The following is a 17078-nucleotide window of genomic DNA, read 5'->3' on the forward strand; positions in this document are numbered from 1 at the left end:
GACAAGCTGATCGTCGACGTCGAGACCAAGCAGGCCATGCGTCCGCGTGACGCCATGGCGTCGGCCGGCAAGACCCTGGTCGAGCTGTTCGGTCTGGCCCGCGAGCTGAACGTGGACGCCGAGGGCATCGACATGGGCCCGTCCCCGACGGACGCCGCCCTGGCCGCCGACCTGGCGCTGCCGATCGAGGAGCTCGAGCTCACCGTCCGCTCGTACAACTGCCTCAAGCGTGAGGGCGTCCACTCGGTGGGTGAGCTCCTGGCGCGCTCCGAGGCGGACCTGCTCGACATCCGTAACTTCGGCGCCAAGTCGATCGACGAGGTCAAGGCGAAGCTGGCCGGACTGGGCCTGGCCCTCAAGGACAGCCCGCCCGGGTTCGACCCGACCGCCGCCGCCTTCGACGCGGACGACAACGGGAGCACGGGTTTCATGGAGACCGACCAGTACTGAGGCCGTTCCAGGCCGGTACATGACGAGGGCCCCGACCGGTGAACCGGTCGGGGCCCTCGTCTGCCCTGCTGGGCGGGTGCGGAGGATACGAGATTCGAACTCGTGAGGGGTTGCCCCCAACACGCTTTCCAAGCGTGCGCCCTAGGCCTCTAGGCGAATCCTCCGCGAGGAACAATACAAGACCAGAAGCAGTGGATGCGAACTCGTTCCCACCCCGGTCCATCCGCTAGGGTGGGGGCCAGCCCCTCACGTGGCGCTATCTCACCGAACTCCCCCAGGGCCGGAAGGCAGCAAGGGTAAGTGGGCTCTGGCGGGTACGTGGGGGGCCCTTGCGTTGTGGGGCGGCTCCGGATGTCGGTGGGCACCGATATCGTCGTAAGCGTGTCGTCCCTCGCGCTGTACCGCCGCTACCGCCCCGAGACCTACGCCGAGGTCATCGGCCAGGAGCATGTCACCGGCCCGTTGCAGCAGGCGCTGCGCAACAACCGGGTCAACCACGCGTACCTCTTCAGCGGTCCGCGCGGCTGTGGCAAGACGACGAGCGCGCGCATCCTGGCCCGCTGTCTGAACTGCGAGAAGGGGCCGACCCCGGCGCCGTGCGGGGAGTGCCAGTCCTGTCTGGACCTCGCGCGGAACGGACCGGGTTCGATCGATGTCATCGAGATCGACGCCGCTTCCCACGGAGGCGTGGACGACGCGCGTGAGCTGCGGGAGAAGGCGTTCTTCGGGCCCGCGTCGAGCCGGTACAAGATCTACATCATCGACGAGGCGCACATGGTCACCTCGGCGGGGTTCAACGCCCTGCTGAAGGTGGTCGAGGAGCCTCCGGAGCATCTGAAGTTCATCTTCGCGACCACGGAGCCCGAGAAGGTCATCGGCACCATCCGGTCGCGTACGCACCACTACCCGTTCCGGCTGGTCCCCCCGGGGACGCTGCGCGACTATCTGGCGGAGGTCTGCGAGCGCGAGGCGATCCCCGTCGAGGACGGGGTGCTGCCGCTGGTGGTGCGGGCCGGGGCCGGGTCGGTGCGGGACTCGATGTCGGTCATGGACCAGCTGCTCGCGGGCGCGGGCGCGGACGGTGTGACGTACGCCATGGCGACGTCGCTGCTCGGCTATACGGACGGCTCGCTGCTCGACGCGATCGTGGACGCCTTCGCGGCGAGCGACGGCGCTGCCGCGTTCGAGGTGGTCAACCGTGTGATCGAGGGGGGCAACGACCCCCGCCGCTTTGTCGCCGACCTGCTGGAGCGGCTGCGTGACCTGGTGATTCTCGCGGCTGTGCCGGATGCGGCGGAGAAGGGGCTCATCGACGCCCCGGTCGATGTCATCGAGCGGATGCAGGCCCAGGCGTCCGTCTTCGGCGCCGCCGAGCTGAGCCGCGCCGCCGACCTGGTCAACGAGGGCCTGACCGAGATGCGCGGCGCCACGTCGCCGCGGCTCCAGCTGGAGCTGATCTGCGCGCGGGTGCTGCTGCCCGCGGCGTTCGGGGACGAGCGGTCGGTGCAGGCGCGGCTGGAGAAGCTGGAGCGGGGGGCCCTGGCGGGCGGTCTGGGCGGAGGCCCAGGAGGCCCTGGAGGCATTGTCGGAGGGCCGGAGGGCCATGGGCCCGCCATGGGGTACGTACCGGGGCCCGACGCGCACGCCCCGGCCGCGGGCCCGTCCGGCCCGGCGGCCGCGCGCGCGGCGGTGACCGGCCGCGGTGGGGCCGGCCAGGGCGCGGCTCCGGCGGCTAGCGGTGCGCCCTCGGGCCCGGCCGAGGCCGAGGCCGGGAGCGGGGGCGGGGGCGGAGGGCAGCAGCCCGGAGCGTGGCCCGGGGGCGCCCAGCCTGCGGGGCACGGCGGTGGCGGCGGGCAGCGCCCCGGTGCGGGCGGTGCCGACTCGACCGGCGGTGCGGAAGGTGGCGGGGCGCCTGCCGCGTCCGCGTCCGCGTCGCGGCCCGGGGCCTGGCCGACCGCCACGGCCCCCGGTTCCGCCCAGGGCTCGGGGCGGCAGCCCGGCAGCTGGCCGTCTGCCGCCGCGCCTGGGCAGGGCGGCGGGGCGGCGGGCGGTTCCACAGGGCCTGCCGGATCCTCCGGTGCTTCGAGTACTTCCGCCGGCTCCGGCCCCTCTGGCCCTTCCAGCCCCTCCGGTCCCGCCGGGGCGCCCGCCGCCCCCGCTGCCCCCGCCGCGTCCGCGCCGGGCATGGCGCAGGGCGCCATGCAGGTGCGGCAGATGTGGCCGGACATTCTGGAGGCGGTCAAGAACCGCCGCCGCTTCACCTGGATCCTGCTGAGCCAGAACGCGGCGGTCACCGGTTTCGACGGCACCACCCTTCAGGTCGGCTTCTCCAACCCCGGCGCGCGTGACAGCTTCGTCAGCGGCGGCAGCGAGGACGTGCTGCGCCAGGCGCTCAGCGACGCGATCGGTGTGCAGTGGCGGATCGAGGCGGTCGTCGACCCCTCGGGCGGCGCCGGCCAGCAGGGCGGGCCCGGCGGTGCGGGCGGCGGTGGCTTCGGCGGTTCCGGCGGCTTCAGTGGCTCCGGGGGCTCCGGCGGCTTCGGGGGTGGTGCCGCCCCGGCGGCTCCGCCGCGCCAGCCCGCCCCCCGGCCCCAGGCCCAGGCGGCGGCCGCCGGGCCCGCCGCCCCCGGCGCGTCCCCCGCCGGTCCTCCCGCCGCCTCCGCGGGCCCGCCCGCGCAGCCTTCGGCGTACCGGGAGCCGGAGCCCCCGCCCATCGCGCCCGAGGACGACATGCCGGCCGAGGACGACCCGGATCTCGACGACACCGCGCTCAGCGGTCATGACCTGATCGTGCGCGAGCTCGGCGCCACGGTCGTCGAAGAGATCGCGAACGAGTAGAGGTCGTGAACGGGAAGGGGCCGTGAACAGACAGGGGTGTGGGTGAAGAGGGGGCGCGCGGTCCGGACTAGTACCGCCCTGCGCGGCCCCTGAGTTGTGTCCTCCAGCGCCGCCCCTCCCTCCTCCCTACGGCGTAGAGCGAGGCGCTCCGTGAGCACGTAGGCTCGGGCTATCGGTAAGAAGAACTCTGTCGACAGCGCAGGAGTGAGCTCGTGATCCCCGGTGGTGGCCAGCCCAACATGCAGCAGCTGCTTCAGCAGGCCCAGAAGATGCAGCAGGACCTCGCCGCGGCGCAGGAGGAACTGGCCAGGACCCCTGTCGAAGGCTCGGCGGGCGGCGGCCTGGTGAAGGCCACCGTGACCGGCGCCGGTGAGCTTCAGGGCCTGGTGATCGACCCGAAGGCGGTGGACCCGGAGGACACCGAGACCCTCGCGGACCTCGTCGTCGCCGCCGTGCGCGACGCGAACAACGCCGCTCAGCAGCTTCAGCAGCAGAAGCTCGGTCCGCTCGCCCAGGGTCTCGGCGGCATGCCGGGCCTTCCGTTCTGAGCGGGCCTTCCGTTCGGAAACGGCTCTCCGCGGTCTGGCCCAGGCCCTGACCCGGGCCTTATACCGAAGTCTGTAAGAAGAGAAGCCACCGCGTGTCAGCGCGAGATTGGATGCGGGCGTGTACGAGGGCGTGGTCCAGGACCTCATCGACGAATTGGGCAGGCTGCCCGGCGTCGGTCCCAAGAGCGCGCAGCGCATCGCCTTCCACATCCTCCAGGCCGAGCCCACCGACGTCCGCCGCCTCGCGCACGCGCTGACCGAGGTCAAGGAGAAGGTGCGGTTCTGCGCGGTGTGCGGGAACGTCGCCGAGGCCGAGCAGTGCCGGGTGTGCCAGGACCCGCGCCGCGACCCGGCCGTCCTCTGTGTGGTCGAGGAGCCCAAGGACGTCGTGGCGATCGAGCGCACCCGCGAGTTCCGCGGCCGCTACCACGTGCTCGGCGGCGCGATCAGCCCGATCGAGGGTGTGGGCCCGGACGATCTTCGGATCAGGGAGCTGCTGACGCGGCTCGCGGACGGTACGGTCACGGAGCTGATCCTGGCCACTGATCCGAACCTGGAGGGCGAGGCCACCGCCACCTACCTGGCGCGCATGGTCAAGCCCATGGGTTTGAAGGTGACCCGGCTGGCTAGCGGTCTCCCGGTCGGGGGAGACCTGGAGTACGCCGACGAGGTCACGCTGGGGCGTGCCTTCGAAGGGAGAAGACTTCTCGATGTCTGACGCAACGCTGCACGCCGCCCATCCGGATCCGGACGACTTCGCGGTCCAGATCTCCGATCAGATCGAGAGTTTCATCGTCGCCGTCACAGAAGTGGCGAAGGGCGACGAGCCGGACAGCGCCGTGCCGTTTCTGCTGCTCGAGCTCTCCCAGCTGCTCCTCGCGGGCGGCCGGCTGGGCGCCCATGAGGACTTCGTGCCCGACGAGCGGTACGAGCCGGACGTCGGCCCCGAGCCGGACGTGGACGAGCTGCGTGAGCGCTTCGCCCGGCTGCTCGACCCGGTGGACGTCTACTCCGAGGTCTTCGACCCGTATGTGCCGCGCAGCCGGCCCGTGGCCTGCCGGATCTCCGACGACCTGGCCGACATCATCACCGACCTGCGGCACGGCATGGCCCACTACCGTGACGGCCGGATCAGCGAGGCGCTGTGGTGGTGGCAGTTCTCGTATCTGTCCAACTGGGGTACGACCGCCTCCGCCGCCCTGCGCGCGCTCCAGTCGCTGGTCGCCCACGTACGCCTGGACAGCCCCCTGGACGAGCTGGACGGCCTGGACACGGACAGCAACGCGGGTGGGGACGAGCAGCTCGCGGAGGAGGCGGGACGCGTCATGGCGGCGGAGATCGCGGCCCCGCTCGGCATCCGGTCCGTCCAGACCTGAGACCTGAGAGAGACGAACGAGGCCCCCTCCGGGAATTCCGGGATGTGACCTGGGTTACGTTTTCGTATGCTTCGGGCGCGAGCGGGCAGGGTTGGTCGCTGAGCGGGTGGCACGGGAAAGTGGACGTCTGATCACAAAGTGAGTCATGTGTCTCGCAATGTGATATAGGCGGGGTAATTTCCGGCCACTCGTTAGACTGAGCCGACCGCAATACTGAGAGCCGTAGGGAGCGCACGTGGGCCTTGTCGTGCAGAAGTACGGAGGCTCTTCCGTTGCCGATGCCGAGGGCATCAAGCGGGTCGCCAAGCGAATCGTCGAAGCCAAGAAGAACGGCCACCAGGTGGTCGTCGTGGTTTCGGCGATGGGCGACACGACGGACGAGCTGATCGACCTCGCCGAGCAGGTGTCCCCGATTCCGTCGGGGCGTGAGTTCGACATGCTGCTGACCGCCGGAGAGCGGATCTCCATGGCCCTGCTGGCGATGGCGATCAAAAACCTCGGGCACGAGGCGCAGTCGTTCACCGGCAGCCAGGCCGGGGTGATCACCGACTCGGTCCACAACAAAGCGCGGATCATCGACGTCACGCCCGGCCGCATCCGGGAGTCGATCGACGCGGGCAACATCGCGATCGTCGCGGGCTTCCAGGGTGTGTCCCAGGACAAGAAGGACATCACCACCCTGGGTCGCGGCGGCTCCGACACCACCGCCGTCGCTCTCGCGGCCGCCCTCGAGGGCGAGGTCTGTGAGATCTACACGGATGTCGACGGTGTGTTCACCGCCGACCCGCGGGTCGTGAAGAAGGCCCGGAAGATCGACTGGATCTCGTTCGAGGACATGCTGGAACTGGCCAGTTCCGGCTCCAAGGTGCTGCTCCACCGCTGTGTGGAGTACGCACGCCGTTACAACATCCCGATCCACGTCCGCTCGTCCTTCTCCGGACTCAAGGGCACGTGGGTCAGCAACGAGCCGCAAGGGGACCAGCCGATGGAGCAGGCGATCATCTCGGGTGTTGCCCACGACACCTCCGAGGCCAAGATCACGGTCGTCGGCGTGCCGGACAAGCCGGGTGAGGCCGCGGCCATCTTCCGCACGATCTCGGACTCCGAGCTCAACATCGACATGGTGGTGCAGAACGTCTCCGCCGCGTCGACCGGCCTGACCGACATCTCCTTCACCCTCCCGAAGACCGACGGCCACAAGGCCATGGAGGCGCTGACCAAGGCGCAGCCGACGATCGGCTTCGACTCGCTGCGCTACGACGACCAGATCGCCAAGATCTCGCTGGTCGGCGCCGGTATGCGGACGAACCCGGGCGTCACCGCGTCCTTCTTCGAGGCGCTGTCCAACGCCGGGGTCAACATTGAGCTGATCTCGACCTCCGAGATCCGTATCTCGGTCGTCACCCGCGCCGACGACGTCAAGGAAGCGGTCCGGGCCGTGCACACCGCCTTCGGGCTGGACAGCGACAACGTGGAAGCCGTCGTCTACGGAGGGACCGGCCGATGACCGGCCGTGGCGGTGCCGGTGGCCGGAAGCCGACGCTCGCCGTCGTCGGCGCGACCGGAGCCGTCGGCACCGTCATGCTCTCCCTCCTGTCCGAGCGCGCGGACGTCTGGGGCGAGATCCGGCTGATCGCCTCGCCGCGCTCGGCGGGGCGGAAGCTGACCGTCCGGGGCGAGCAGGTCGAGGTGGTGGCGCTGGCCGAGGAGGCCTTCGACGGCGTCGACATCGCGATGTTCGACGTGCCGGACGAGGTCTCCGCGCAGTGGGCGCCGATCGCGGTGAGCAAGGGCGCGGTCGTGGTCGACAACTCCGGAGCCTTCCGGATGGACCCGTATGTACCGCTGGTCGTCCCCGAGGTGAACGCGCACGCGGCCCGGGTCCGCCCGCGCGGCATCATCGCCAACCCCAACTGCACCACGCTCTCGATGATCGTCGCGATCGGCGCGCTGCACGCCGAGTTCGGGCTTCAGGAGCTGATCGTCTCCTCGTATCAGGCGGTCTCCGGGGCGGGCAAGGAGGGCATCGACACCCTCCGCGCACAGCTCGCCCTCGTCGCCGGCACGGAGCTGGGCACGCAGCCCGGCGACGTACGGCGGGCGGTCGGCGACACCGGGCCGTTCCCCGGGCCGATGGCGCTCAACGTGGTGCCGTTCGCGGGCTCGCTCAAGGAGGACGGCTGGTCCTCGGAGGAGCTCAAGGTGCGCAACGAGTCCCGCAAGATCCTGGGGCTGCCGGAGCTGCGGGTCACCGCGACCTGTGTCCGCGTGCCCGTGATCACCACCCACTCGCTGGCCGTGCACGCGCGGTTCGAGAACGAGGTGACCGTGGCCCAGGTGCACGAGATCCTGGCGGTCGCGCCCGGGGTGGTGCTCTGCGACAACCCGGCGGAGGGCGAGTTCCCCACCCCGGCCGATGCCGTGGGCACCGACCCGACCTGGGTGGGCCGGGTGCGGCGCTCGCTGGACGACCCCAAGGCGCTCGAGCTGTTCGTGTGCGGCGACAACCTCCGCAAGGGCGCGGCGCTCAACACCGCGCAGATCGCGGAGCTCGTCGCGGCGGAGTTCACGGCCTGAAGGCCTGACGGTCTGTCGTCCTGTCGTTCCACGGGGACGCGTAAGGTGATGGCTCTCCGGCGTGGGCCCAGAGCCAACTGTGAAGTTTCTGTGACCTGGACAATGGCCTGGACCACTTGAACTGGGAGTAAACCAGGGCAAAGATCTGTGAAGAAGATTCCCTCCCCGCCCGCTGCAACCGGCAGCAGGCGGGGAGCGTCTTTCCAGCCGCCCTGTAGTGGGCGTTGAGTAAACCGGGGCATTGGGGATGGGTTGGTCTGCATGGGGGCATTCGTCGCATCGTCAAACGCGATGCCTCACGCGTACAACCCTGACAGGGGGCAGCGTGTCCAACTGGCGTGGCAGCAGAGGTATTCGGCATCGCAACGATCCCAGGGCGCGGCGGCACGGCAGTGCGGCCCCCACGTCCCCGCGCTCCTGGCGGCATGCCGGTGATCGCGCCGTGGTCCACCGCTCGTCCCGCGCAGATTTCGACGGGGCGCGAGGACACTGACGAAGCGATGGCAGCCGGCACCACAGTCGATCACCTCACCGAGACCTACCGCGCCCACTACCGGTCGCTGCTCGGTCTTGCCGCGCTGCTCCTGGACGACACCGCCTCCTGCGAGGACGTCGTGCAGGAGGCGTTCATCCGCGTGCACTCCGCGCGGCGCCGGGTCCGTGACCCGGAGAAGACGCTCGCCTACCTGCGGCAGACGGTCGTCAACCTCTCGCGCTCGGCGCTGCGCCGCCGCATCCTCGGGCTGAAGCTGCTCTCCAAGCCGATGCCCGACATGGCGAGCGCCGAGGAGGGCGCGTACGAGCAGCTCGAGCGGGACCAGTTGATCAAGGCAATGAGAGGGCTCCAGCGCCGCCAGCGCGAGGTTCTCGTGCTGCGCTACTTCGCGGACATGACCGAGGCCCAGGTCGCCGAGACGCTCGGCATATCGCTCGGCTCGGTCAAGGCGTACGGATCGCGTGGCATCGCGGCGCTTCGCGTCGCAATGGAGGCTCCGGTATGAACGACGACACACTCAAGCCGGCGCCGGGGGACGATCCCGACCGGCGGGACGTTCACGAGCCGGACGGCACGGCGCGGCTCGGCAAGGCCGCGGGCACGGACGGCGGGGATCGTACGGACAGCGGGACCGGCAGCAGGAACGGCAGCGGCGACATGAACGGCCCGGACGACGGGGACGACAGGACCAGCCCGGACGGCATGGACGACGGCATGGACGAGGACTCGCTGCGCCGTCTCCTGCACGGCGCCGTCGGCGAGCTGGAGCCGTCACCCGACTCCCTGGAGCACCTGCGCCGCGCCGTGCCCGCCCGCCGTACGCGCCGCCGCCAGGCCCTGGTCGGCGCCGCCGCGGCGGTGGTGCTCGGCGGGGCCGCGCTGCCCGCGCTGGTCCACGTCGCCACCACCGGCGGCTCGGACGACCGCCCGGCCATCGCCGGCAGCAGCCACAACACGCCCGGCACCGACGAGGAGAAGCGCGGCGAGGACAGCGGCGGGAAGGAGACCGGCCGACCCGCCGACCAGGGCAGCGAGGACAAAGAGGACAAGGGCAAGGACGACAAGGAGAAGGACCCGTCCAAGAAGCCGGAGGGCGACTCGGGCGGCGTGGCCCCCGACCCCTCCAGCACGCTGAACGCCACCTCGCCCACCTGCGCCCGCTCCCAGCTCGGCAACGCCACCGGGACGGCCGGGACGGCGGACGCCGAGGGCCGGGTCTACGGCTCGTTTCACGTGCTGAACATCTCCGGCACGCCTTGCACGGTCGTGGGCGGCGGCAGCATCAGCCCGAGCGCGCTGGGCGGCGCGGACGCCTCCCGGGTCTTCGTCGTGGACCACACCTCCGGCGACGCGGCGAGCGGCCTGCCCGACCCCGCCACCGCGCCGGGCCAGCTCATCCTGAAGCCCGGCCAGGCGTACGAGGTGAGGTTCGCCTGGATCCCGCAGTCCGGCGGCGGCACCTCAGGCTGCTCCAACACCAGCTCCACGCCGAGCCCCGACCCCACGCCGGACTCGGCCGCCGCGGACGGCGAGCCCTCGGACACTCCGGGCGACGGCTCCGGCAGCGGAAGCGGTGGCGGCGGCGGTGGCGGCGGCGAACAGCCGGCGGGGAGCGTCGCGCTCAGCTACACGCCCGAGGCCGGTGACCCGCCCGCGGCGAGCGTGACGCTCAGCGGCGCGTGCGCGGGGACGATCTACCGCACCGGGGTGCTGGCGGGCGCGTAGGCCGGGGGCGCCCCGGCCCACCCCAAGGGCGGGCCGGCGGTCGCGGGCCCGTACGGTGGTGGTGTGTATCGGTTTCTGCTGACACCCCGCTGGTGGGTGATCAACGTCTTCACCGTGCTGGCCATTCCGGTCTGTCTGTTCATGGGCAGCTGGCAGCTGAGCCGCTTCGAGGCACGCGTCGAGAACCACAACAAGCAGCAGGACAAGTCCTCCGAGGCCAAGGAGGGCGCCGAGCCGCTGACGGCGCTGCTGCCGGTCACCGACCGGACCTCGGGGCGGTCGGCCACCGCGACCGGGCGCTATGACACCGAGCACCAACTGCTCGTCCCGGACCGGCGGCTGGGCGACCACGACGGCTTCTACGTGCTCACGCTGCTGCGCACCGACGGGGGCAAGGCGGTCCCGGTCGTGCGGGGCTGGCTGCCCGGCGACGCCGACGACAAGGCGGACGTCGCCAAGGTGCCCGCGCCCCCGGCGGGCGAGGTGACCGTGACCGGGGCGCTCCAGGCGTCCGAGCACTCGGGCAGCGACGGGGTGCGGGCGAGCGGCGGGCTGCCGCGCGGCCAGCTGGGCATGATCAGCGCCGCCTCGCTGGTGAACCTCGTGCCGTACGGGGTGTACGACGCGTGGATCACCGCCGCCTCCGCCCCCGGGACCCTGAAGCCGGTGCCCCCGGCCGTGGCGGAGGGCACCGGGCTCGATCTCAAGGCGTTCCAGAACCTCGGCTACACCGGCGAGTGGTTCGTCTTCGCGGGCTTCGTCGTGTTCATGTGGTTCCGGCTGTTCCGCCGCGAGGCGGAGACGGCGCGTGACCTGGAGCTCGGGATCATCGCGTCGGAGACCCCGGCTGCGCCTGAAGATCACGCGAGTCACGCGAGTCACGCGGACCACGCGGATCCGGCAGCTGACCCAGGTGACGCTGAGCGAACTCGATCTCCAAGCGCAACTGCTTGATCCGCTCCTCGACCACCAGCGAGCCGTGCCCCGCGTCGTACCGGTACACCTCGTGCGGGGCGCCGCGCCGCGCCAGCCGCTCCACGTAGTTGTCGATCTGCCGGATCGGGCAGCGCGGGTCGTTGACCCCCGCCGAGATGTAGACCGGCGCCCGCACGGCGTCCACATACGTCAGCGGTGAGGAGGCCTCGAAGCGCTCGGGGACCTCTTCCGGCGTGCCGCCCAGCAGCGTGCGGTCCATCGCCTTCAGGGCCTCCATCTCGTCGTGGTACGCCGTGACGTAGTCCGCGACCGGCACCGCCGCGAGCCCCAGCGCCCACGCCTCGGGCTGGGTCCCGAGCCCCAGCAGCGTCAGATAGCCGCCCCACGAGCCGCCGGCCAGCACCAGCCGCTCGGGGTCGGCGAGCCCCGAGTCGACCGCCCACTGGCGTACGGCCGCGATGTCCTCCAGCTCGATCAGCCCGACGCGGTGCTTCAGCGCGTCCGTCCACGCCCGTCCGTACCCGGTGGACCCGCGGTAGTTGACGCGTACGACCGCGAAGCCGTGGTCGACCCAGGCCGCCGGGCCCGCCGCGAAGGCGTCGCTGTCGTGCCAGGTGGGCCCGCCGTGGATGTCGAAGACGGTCGGGAAGGGGCCCTCGCCCGCGGGCTTGTGCACCAGGGCGTGCACCCGCCCGCCGGGCCCGTCCACCCAGATGTCGTCGACCGGCACCGACCCGGGAGCCCTGAGCCCGGGCGGGTCGAGTACCACGCGCCCGCTCGTGGAGCGCACCTGCGGCGCCTCGGCCGCCGAGGACCACAGGAACTCGACCGTGCCGTCCGGCCGCGCCGTCGCCCCCGAGATGGTGCCGGGCGGGGTGTCGAGGCGGGTCAGCTCGCCGGAGGCGAGGTCGTACCGCCACAGCTCGCTGCGCGCCTGGTAGCTGTGCTCGACCAGCAGCGCCGTCCCGTCCGGCACCCAGTCGGCGCCGACGTCCCCGGGCAGGTCGATGGCCAGCGCCGTCTCCACGCCGGTGTCCGGGTCCCACACCATCGGCTCCCAGCGGCCGCGCCGCTGGTGCCCGACGAGCAGCCGGTTGTCCCCGGTGACCGGCGCGAACCCCATGACGGACAGGCCCAGCTCCTCGGTGCCGCCCTTGGTGTCGTCCAGCTCCGCGACGGGCGTGCCGTCCAGCCGTACGATCCGGATCGCCGAGTGCATGGCGTCGCCGTGCTCGGTGTGCTCGATCGCGATCAGCGTCCCGTCGTACGACAGGTCGCCCACCCCGGCCGACTCCCGGTGGCGGTAGATCTCCTGGGGCGCGGCCCCGGGCCGCACGACGTGGACGGTGGAGCCGTCCTCGTCCGTGGACCGCCCGACGACCGCGGTGCCGTCGCGGCCGAGCGCCAGACCGGCCGGGTAGGAGGGGGCCAGGCCGGGCGCCGCGGGCTCGTCCGGTCCGCCGCCCTGCGCCGCTGTTCCCTGGCTCGGGACGGCGTCCGGGGCGAACGGCTGGCGCATCCACACCCCGAACTCGTCGCCGTCGGTGTCCGAGAACCACCAGATCCACCGGCCGTTTGGGGTGAGCACCCCATCCGTCGTGCCGTTCGGCCGGTCGGTCGCCTGGCGCTGCGCTCCGGTCGCCCGGTCCCACGCGTACAGCTCGTAGGTCCCGGTCGCATTGGACACGAACAGCGCGCGGTCCGGTGCGTCCTCGGCCCAGTCGGGCAGGGAGACGCGCGGGGCCCGGAATCGTTTCTCCCAGTCGGGCATGGTCTGTGCGTCATTCATCCCTCCATCAAACCCGATCGGACCGGCGCCGACCGCAGTGATCCTTGCTAACGTGCGCATCCACACGCGTGAGGCGATGCGCGGAGTGGGGCACGGAGCGATACGGGGGCTGGAAACCGCGGTGGCGTTCACTTATACGAATCTCCTCGAGATGGACCTCGGCAAGCTCGGTGCGGCGGTCGCCGACTGGAAGACCGTGGTGAGCGATCTCGAAAAGCTCGGGACGGATGTCGACCGGGGCCTGGTGCGGAAGTCGAACGCCGCGAAATGGGCCGGTCTCAATGCGACGGTGACTCGGGACTTCGTCCGCAAGACGGCGAAGGAGTTCCGGGATCTGCACCGCGAGGCGAAGAGCGTCTGGAGCGTTCTGGACGACGCGAACACGGAGCTGCGGGGCATTCAGAAGCGGGTCAGAAAGCTGGTCGCCGACGCCGTGGCGGAGAAGCCCTCGCTCTTGGTCAAGGACGCGGGCGACGGCTCGGTTCGGGTGACCGAGGCGCTGTGCAACGTCGACGGCGACAGCCAGCGCACCGAGGACCTGCTCACCTGGTACGCCGAGTCCATCACGGAGATGGTCACCTACGCCGCGGAGATCGACGCCGCCGTCACCCGCGCCCTGCGCGCGAGCCACGGCCAGGACCCCCATGACGCGGGCCACGCCGTCTACACCTCGCTGGACGAGGACATGATCCCGCGCGCGGTCGAGCTGGCCTCGCTGGGGGACGAGGCGAGCCCGGAGGAGCGCGCCCGGCTGCGGCGGCTGTGGGAGTCCCTGAGCCCGCGGGCGCGCGGCGAGCTCTGGGCGGCCCACAAGGACGACCTCGTGGCGGCGGGGGTCCTGTCCCCGCGGATCAGGCAGATCTCCCCGGACGCGGGGTCGGGCCGGCACGGTGTCGAGTCCCCCGGTCTCGGCGAGCGGGTCACCTTGGAGAAGGTCAAGGCGCTGGCGGAGGGTGCCTCGCTGCTGGGGATGGACGACGCGGCGCGGCACCTGACGCACTACCTGGATAATTCCGGCACAACTCTGGATCTGCCCGTCGACAAGATGATGAAAGGCGACGTGGCGCTCCGTAACAAGGCCCTCGAAGCCATCATGGACAATGAGGACAAATGGCGCGCGGAGGCGTTGGCGGAATTCAGGAAGAACGGCGGCCGGCCGGTCGCCATCCCGGTGGAGACGATGAACAGCGACTATCGCTTCAGCCGGTCGGGCAATGAGGACTGGTATCTGGCTGTCGGCTCGGTCAACACGAATACGAGCGGTGTGGTCACGGTGACGCCGGGGGCCGACGGAAAGCCCAAGGTGGGCCTCGACTACCAGCTCAATGTGTGGGACCGCTACAACTGGGATTCCGGAAAAGAGACCGAGATAGCCGGGGTTACTTTCACGGACGAGGAGATTGGCCGGCTGCACCGGACCGGACTGGCCCAGGAATTCGACATGCGGGGGAGCAGCTCGGTCGTGCATCGCCAGATCGTGGACGGGCCAGGGAGGCTCACGCAGGATCCCGTGCCGGACGTTGGGAGAGACTCCGGCGGGCGTACGGACCCCGGCCGGGAGGACCCGTACCGCTGACCGGCGTCCAGCCCGCCCCCGCCGGGCGCCCTCGCGGGGCGCCCTGGCGGGACGACCGGGCGGGGGACGGATGTGCGGGCTATCTCAGGGTCACGGGCAGCGCCTCGACGCCGTACACGATGGACAGCTTCCGGAACGCGAGCTTCTCCTGCGGGACGGCCAGCCGCATCTCCGGGAACCGCCGCACCAGCGCGGGGTAGGCCGCGCGCAGCTCCATCTTGGCCAGCTCGGCGCCGATGCACCGGTGGATGCCATGGCCGAAGGCCAGGTGGGACGGGGTTTGCCGATGCGGATCGAACCGTTCCATGTCCGGGCCGAGCTTCTCCTCGCGGTTCGCCCCGCTCAGCGAGCACAGCACCAGATCGCCGGTGGATATCTTCGTGCCCGCGATCTCCATGTCCTCTTTGGCGAACCTGGGGAAGGCCACCTGGACGACCGTGAGGTAGCGCAGCAGCTCCTCGACGTACCGGTCGATCACCTCGTCGTTGTCGCGGATCTCAGCGAACCGCTCGGGGTCGCGGAGCAGCACCAGCGTGCCGAGCGCCAGCATGCTCGCGGTCGTCTCGAAGCCGCCGGTGAGCACTCCGTCGGCCAGTCCGGCCAGCTCCTGGTCCTCGATCTCGTCGCCGTGCTCCTTGACCAGCATCCCGAGCAGCCCGTCGCCTGGCGACTCACGCTGCTTCTTGACGATGTCGAGCAGATACGACAGCGAGTCGGATATCGCGCCGAACGAGGCGTCGGCCCCGTCGAACAGATCGAATCGCGCCATGCTCAGCTGCTGGAAGTCCGCCCGGTCCTCGTACGGCACGCCGAGCAGCTCGCAGATGACCAGGGAGGGGATGGGGAGGGCGAAGGTCTGCACGAGGTCGACCGGGTCCCCGGCCGCGCCCATCGCGGCCATCTCGTCGAGCCGCTCCTCGACGATGGAGTGGATGCGCGGGGTGAGCCTGCCGAGCCGGCGCATGGTGAACTCCGGCGTCAGCAGGCGGCGCAGTCTCGTATGTGTCGGTGGATCGCTGAAGCCGAGGCCTCCTGGATTCTGCTGTGGGGCGATGCCGATGTTCTTCTCCGAGAGATTGGTGAAATCGGAGCTGAATCCGCTCGTCCGGCCCAGGACGGCCTTGGTTTCGTCGTATCCCGTGACAAGCCATCCTTTCATCCCGAAAGGCAATGGAAGCTTACTTATCGGCTCTTTTGCGCGAGTGCGGGACAATTCGGCCACGGGGTCCAGGCCGTCCCGTCGCAGCGGGGTCAGCGTCGTATCCGACAGAAACGACAACTTGGACAGGTCGAAGCCGTTCTTCTGGATCCTGGAAAAGTACTTGCGGCCGAGCCAGGCGACGATGTTTGAGCGGAGATTCGACATGGGCGCAATACTGCCCTGCTTCGGTCGGGTGTCCGTAATGCGTCTGGTGGCGCGCCTCGGTGTGATGCGCCACACGGCGCGCGCCGGCGCGCGGCCCGAGGAGCGGCCGGGGTGGCGCGCCCCGAAAAAACGGGAGAAACTCTGACCAAGGCAGAGCTATCGGGCATCATGTGCGGACGGTGACGGCTGCGCGCACGCGGAAGCCAATCGCCTCCGCGCGCGCGGAGGCGGAATGGCAACCGCCGCGCGCACGCGGAGGCGGAGTGAGGTGAGCGGCCGTGGAGAGGCGGGAGCGATTCCGCGCGGTCCAAGGCGCGCCGTGCTGGGTCAGCCTCATGGCGGCCGACCTGGACCGGGCGCAGAACTTCTACGGTGACCTCTTCGGCTGGCACTTCCGCCCCAGCCGCCACGGCCAGGGCCGCTACACCATCGCGTTCACCCCGGACGGCGCCCCCACCGTCGGCATGGGCGTCCCGGCCGCGACCGGCGCCACCCTCCCCGTCACCTGGACCACCTACTTCGCGGCCGACAGCGCCGACGAGGTGGCCTGGCGCGCACGCGAGCGCGGCGGCACGGTCGCGGTCGGGCCGCTGGAGTTCGGCAGCGGCCGGGTGGCCTGGGCGGCCGACCCGGACGGCGCCGTCTTCGGCATCTGGGAAGGCGAGCTCACCTCCGCCTGGTGGGGCGAGCGCCGCCCGGGCGCCCCGGTCTGGCTCGAGCTGCGCACCCGCGACGCCTTCGAGGCCGCGCTTTTCTACGGCCACGTCTTCAGCTGGGACGCCCAGGGCCAGGACCGCTGCGACGTCCGCTTCGAGCACGACCGGGTCGTCCTCCACATCGACGGCAAGGCCGTCGCCGGCCTGCGCGGCGGCGCCCTCGAAGCCGCCCCCGACCCCAACGTCCGCCCCCGTTGGCACATCTACTTCTGCGTCGAGGACGTCGACCGCGTGGCCAGCCACGCCACCACCCTCGGCGGCGGCATCATCTCCGCCCCCTCCGACACCCCCTACGGCCGCATCGCGGCCCTCCGCGACCCCGAAGGCGGACTCTTCAGCATCGCGGCGACGACGGGCGCGGTGCAGTCCTCCGAGCCCGCACCCTGCCGCTCCCACAACTGACCGCCATGTGGGAGGCGCTGAGGACCCTGTACGCCGCCTTCGCCAACTCCCCTCCACCAACCCGGTGGTGGCCGCGTCAGTCGTCGAGCAGATCCGGGTACGGGCAAGGCTCCAGCGGGCCTTCCGGGCGGTCCGCCCAGTGCCACCAGACGTGTTGATTGGCGCAGCCCCAGACCATGCGGCAGGTCAGCTTGCCGTCGTCCTCACGCTGGCAAAGGGCCATCACGCCGACTTTCAGCGTGCCGTCGCAATCGGGGCAGACGGGCACTCGTGCGGTGGCCAT

15 protein-coding genes, 1 tRNA gene, 1 other RNA gene and 1 pseudogene are annotated in these 17078 nt (G+C 71.0%); 14 read left to right on the plus strand and 4 right to left on the minus strand.

Features of this window, described 5'->3' with window-relative positions; genetic code table 11:
• Positions 1 to 450 (plus strand): DNA-directed RNA polymerase subunit alpha C-terminal domain-containing protein (locus tag ACH4S9_RS39145; protein WP_385345622.1); only part of this gene is annotated, 450 nt, incomplete at its 5' end.
• A gap of 79 nt (positions 451 to 529) precedes the next feature.
• Here the strand turns inward: ACH4S9_RS39145 and ACH4S9_RS39150 are convergent.
• Positions 530 to 614: transfer RNA gene (locus tag ACH4S9_RS39150), tRNA-Ser, on the minus strand.
• 73 nt (positions 615 to 687) lie between these two features.
• Here ACH4S9_RS39150 and ffs point away from each other — a divergent pair.
• The 10 genes and pseudogenes from ffs to ACH4S9_RS39200 all read left to right on the plus strand — a co-directional run.
• Positions 688 to 784: signal recognition particle sRNA small type (gene ffs / locus ACH4S9_RS39155), an RNA gene on the plus strand.
• A 47-nt stretch (positions 785 to 831) separates the two neighbouring features.
• On the plus strand, positions 832 to 3288 hold the full coding sequence (locus ACH4S9_RS39160) for a DNA polymerase III subunit gamma and tau (protein ID WP_398376479.1): 2457 nt from the start codon (positions 832 to 834) through the stop codon (positions 3286 to 3288).
• A gap of 212 nt (positions 3289 to 3500) precedes the next feature.
• On the plus strand, positions 3501 to 3836 hold the full coding sequence (locus ACH4S9_RS39165) for a YbaB/EbfC family nucleoid-associated protein (RefSeq protein WP_014177713.1): 336 nt from the start codon (positions 3501 to 3503) through the stop codon (positions 3834 to 3836).
• A 118-nt stretch (positions 3837 to 3954) separates the two neighbouring features.
• Positions 3955 to 4554, plus strand: coding sequence for a recombination mediator RecR (recR, locus tag ACH4S9_RS39170; protein WP_311727030.1), 600 nt, complete (start codon positions 3955 to 3957; stop codon positions 4552 to 4554).
• Positions 4547 to 5212 (plus strand): DUF5063 domain-containing protein, encoded by a 666-nt coding sequence (locus ACH4S9_RS39175; RefSeq protein WP_311727031.1) that lies wholly within the window; start codon positions 4547 to 4549, stop codon positions 5210 to 5212. Before recR ends, ACH4S9_RS39175 begins: the two co-directional genes overlap by 8 nt.
• A gap of 235 nt (positions 5213 to 5447) precedes the next feature.
• A complete protein-coding gene (locus ACH4S9_RS39180) occupies positions 5448 to 6719 on the plus strand; it encodes an aspartate kinase (RefSeq protein ID WP_311727032.1) in 1272 nt (423 codons plus the stop codon).
• Positions 6716 to 7789 (plus strand): aspartate-semialdehyde dehydrogenase, encoded by a 1074-nt coding sequence (locus ACH4S9_RS39185; protein ID WP_361186900.1) that lies wholly within the window; start codon positions 6716 to 6718, stop codon positions 7787 to 7789. Before ACH4S9_RS39180 ends, ACH4S9_RS39185 begins: the two co-directional genes overlap by 4 nt.
• Positions 7790 to 8214: 425 nt before the next feature.
• Positions 8215 to 8790, plus strand: coding sequence for a SigE family RNA polymerase sigma factor (locus tag ACH4S9_RS39190; protein ID WP_311727035.1), 576 nt, complete (start codon positions 8215 to 8217; stop codon positions 8788 to 8790).
• Positions 8787 to 10010 carry a hypothetical protein gene (locus ACH4S9_RS39195; protein ID WP_398376482.1) on the plus strand — a complete coding sequence of 408 codons (1224 nt, stop codon included), beginning with the start codon at positions 8787 to 8789 and terminating at the stop codon, positions 10008 to 10010. Before ACH4S9_RS39190 ends, ACH4S9_RS39195 begins: the two co-directional genes overlap by 4 nt.
• Positions 10011 to 10124: 114 nt before the next feature.
• A pseudogene (locus tag ACH4S9_RS39200) lies at positions 10125 to 10751 on the plus strand (SURF1 family protein); the annotation flags it as partial.
• An 85-nt stretch (positions 10752 to 10836) separates the two neighbouring features.
• Here the strand turns inward: ACH4S9_RS39200 and ACH4S9_RS39205 are convergent.
• A complete protein-coding gene (locus ACH4S9_RS39205; RefSeq protein ID WP_398376671.1) occupies positions 10837 to 12717 on the minus strand; it encodes a S9 family peptidase in 1881 nt (626 codons plus the stop codon).
• 70 nt (positions 12718 to 12787) lie between these two features.
• Here ACH4S9_RS39205 and ACH4S9_RS39210 point away from each other — a divergent pair, with 70 nt between their 5' ends.
• On the plus strand, positions 12788 to 14311 hold the full coding sequence (locus ACH4S9_RS39210) for a hypothetical protein (RefSeq protein WP_385345635.1): 1524 nt from the start codon (positions 12788 to 12790) through the stop codon (positions 14309 to 14311).
• Between the two features lie 79 nt (positions 14312 to 14390).
• On the opposite strand, the gene ACH4S9_RS39215 is transcribed toward ACH4S9_RS39210, so the two are convergent.
• A complete protein-coding gene (locus tag ACH4S9_RS39215; RefSeq protein ID WP_311727039.1) occupies positions 14391 to 15677 on the minus strand; it encodes a cytochrome P450 in 1287 nt (428 codons plus the stop codon).
• On the opposite strand from ACH4S9_RS39215, the gene ACH4S9_RS39220 reads away from it, so the two are divergent.
• Both ACH4S9_RS39220 and ACH4S9_RS39225 read left to right on the plus strand, forming a co-directional pair.
• Complete coding sequence (locus tag ACH4S9_RS39220; protein WP_311727232.1) at positions 15592 to 15822, plus strand: hypothetical protein; 231 nt, start codon at positions 15592 to 15594, stop codon at positions 15820 to 15822. The genes ACH4S9_RS39215 and ACH4S9_RS39220 overlap by 86 nt on opposite strands.
• Before the next feature lie 190 nt (positions 15823 to 16012).
• Positions 16013 to 16795 carry a VOC family protein gene (locus tag ACH4S9_RS39225; protein WP_311727220.1) on the plus strand — a complete coding sequence of 261 codons (783 nt, stop codon included), beginning with the start codon at positions 16013 to 16015 and terminating at the stop codon, positions 16793 to 16795.
• A gap of 76 nt (positions 16796 to 16871) precedes the next feature.
• On the opposite strand, the gene ACH4S9_RS39230 is transcribed toward ACH4S9_RS39225, so the two are convergent.
• The gene (locus tag ACH4S9_RS39230; RefSeq protein ID WP_398376485.1) at positions 16872 to 17078 is read right to left on the minus strand and encodes a dehydrogenase; all 207 of its coding nucleotides are present in this window, start codon (positions 17076 to 17078) and stop codon (positions 16872 to 16874) included.

This window comes from Streptomyces sp. NPDC021225, from assembly GCF_044332865.1.
Classification (GTDB): Bacteria; Actinomycetota; Actinomycetes; order Streptomycetales; family Streptomycetaceae; genus Streptomyces.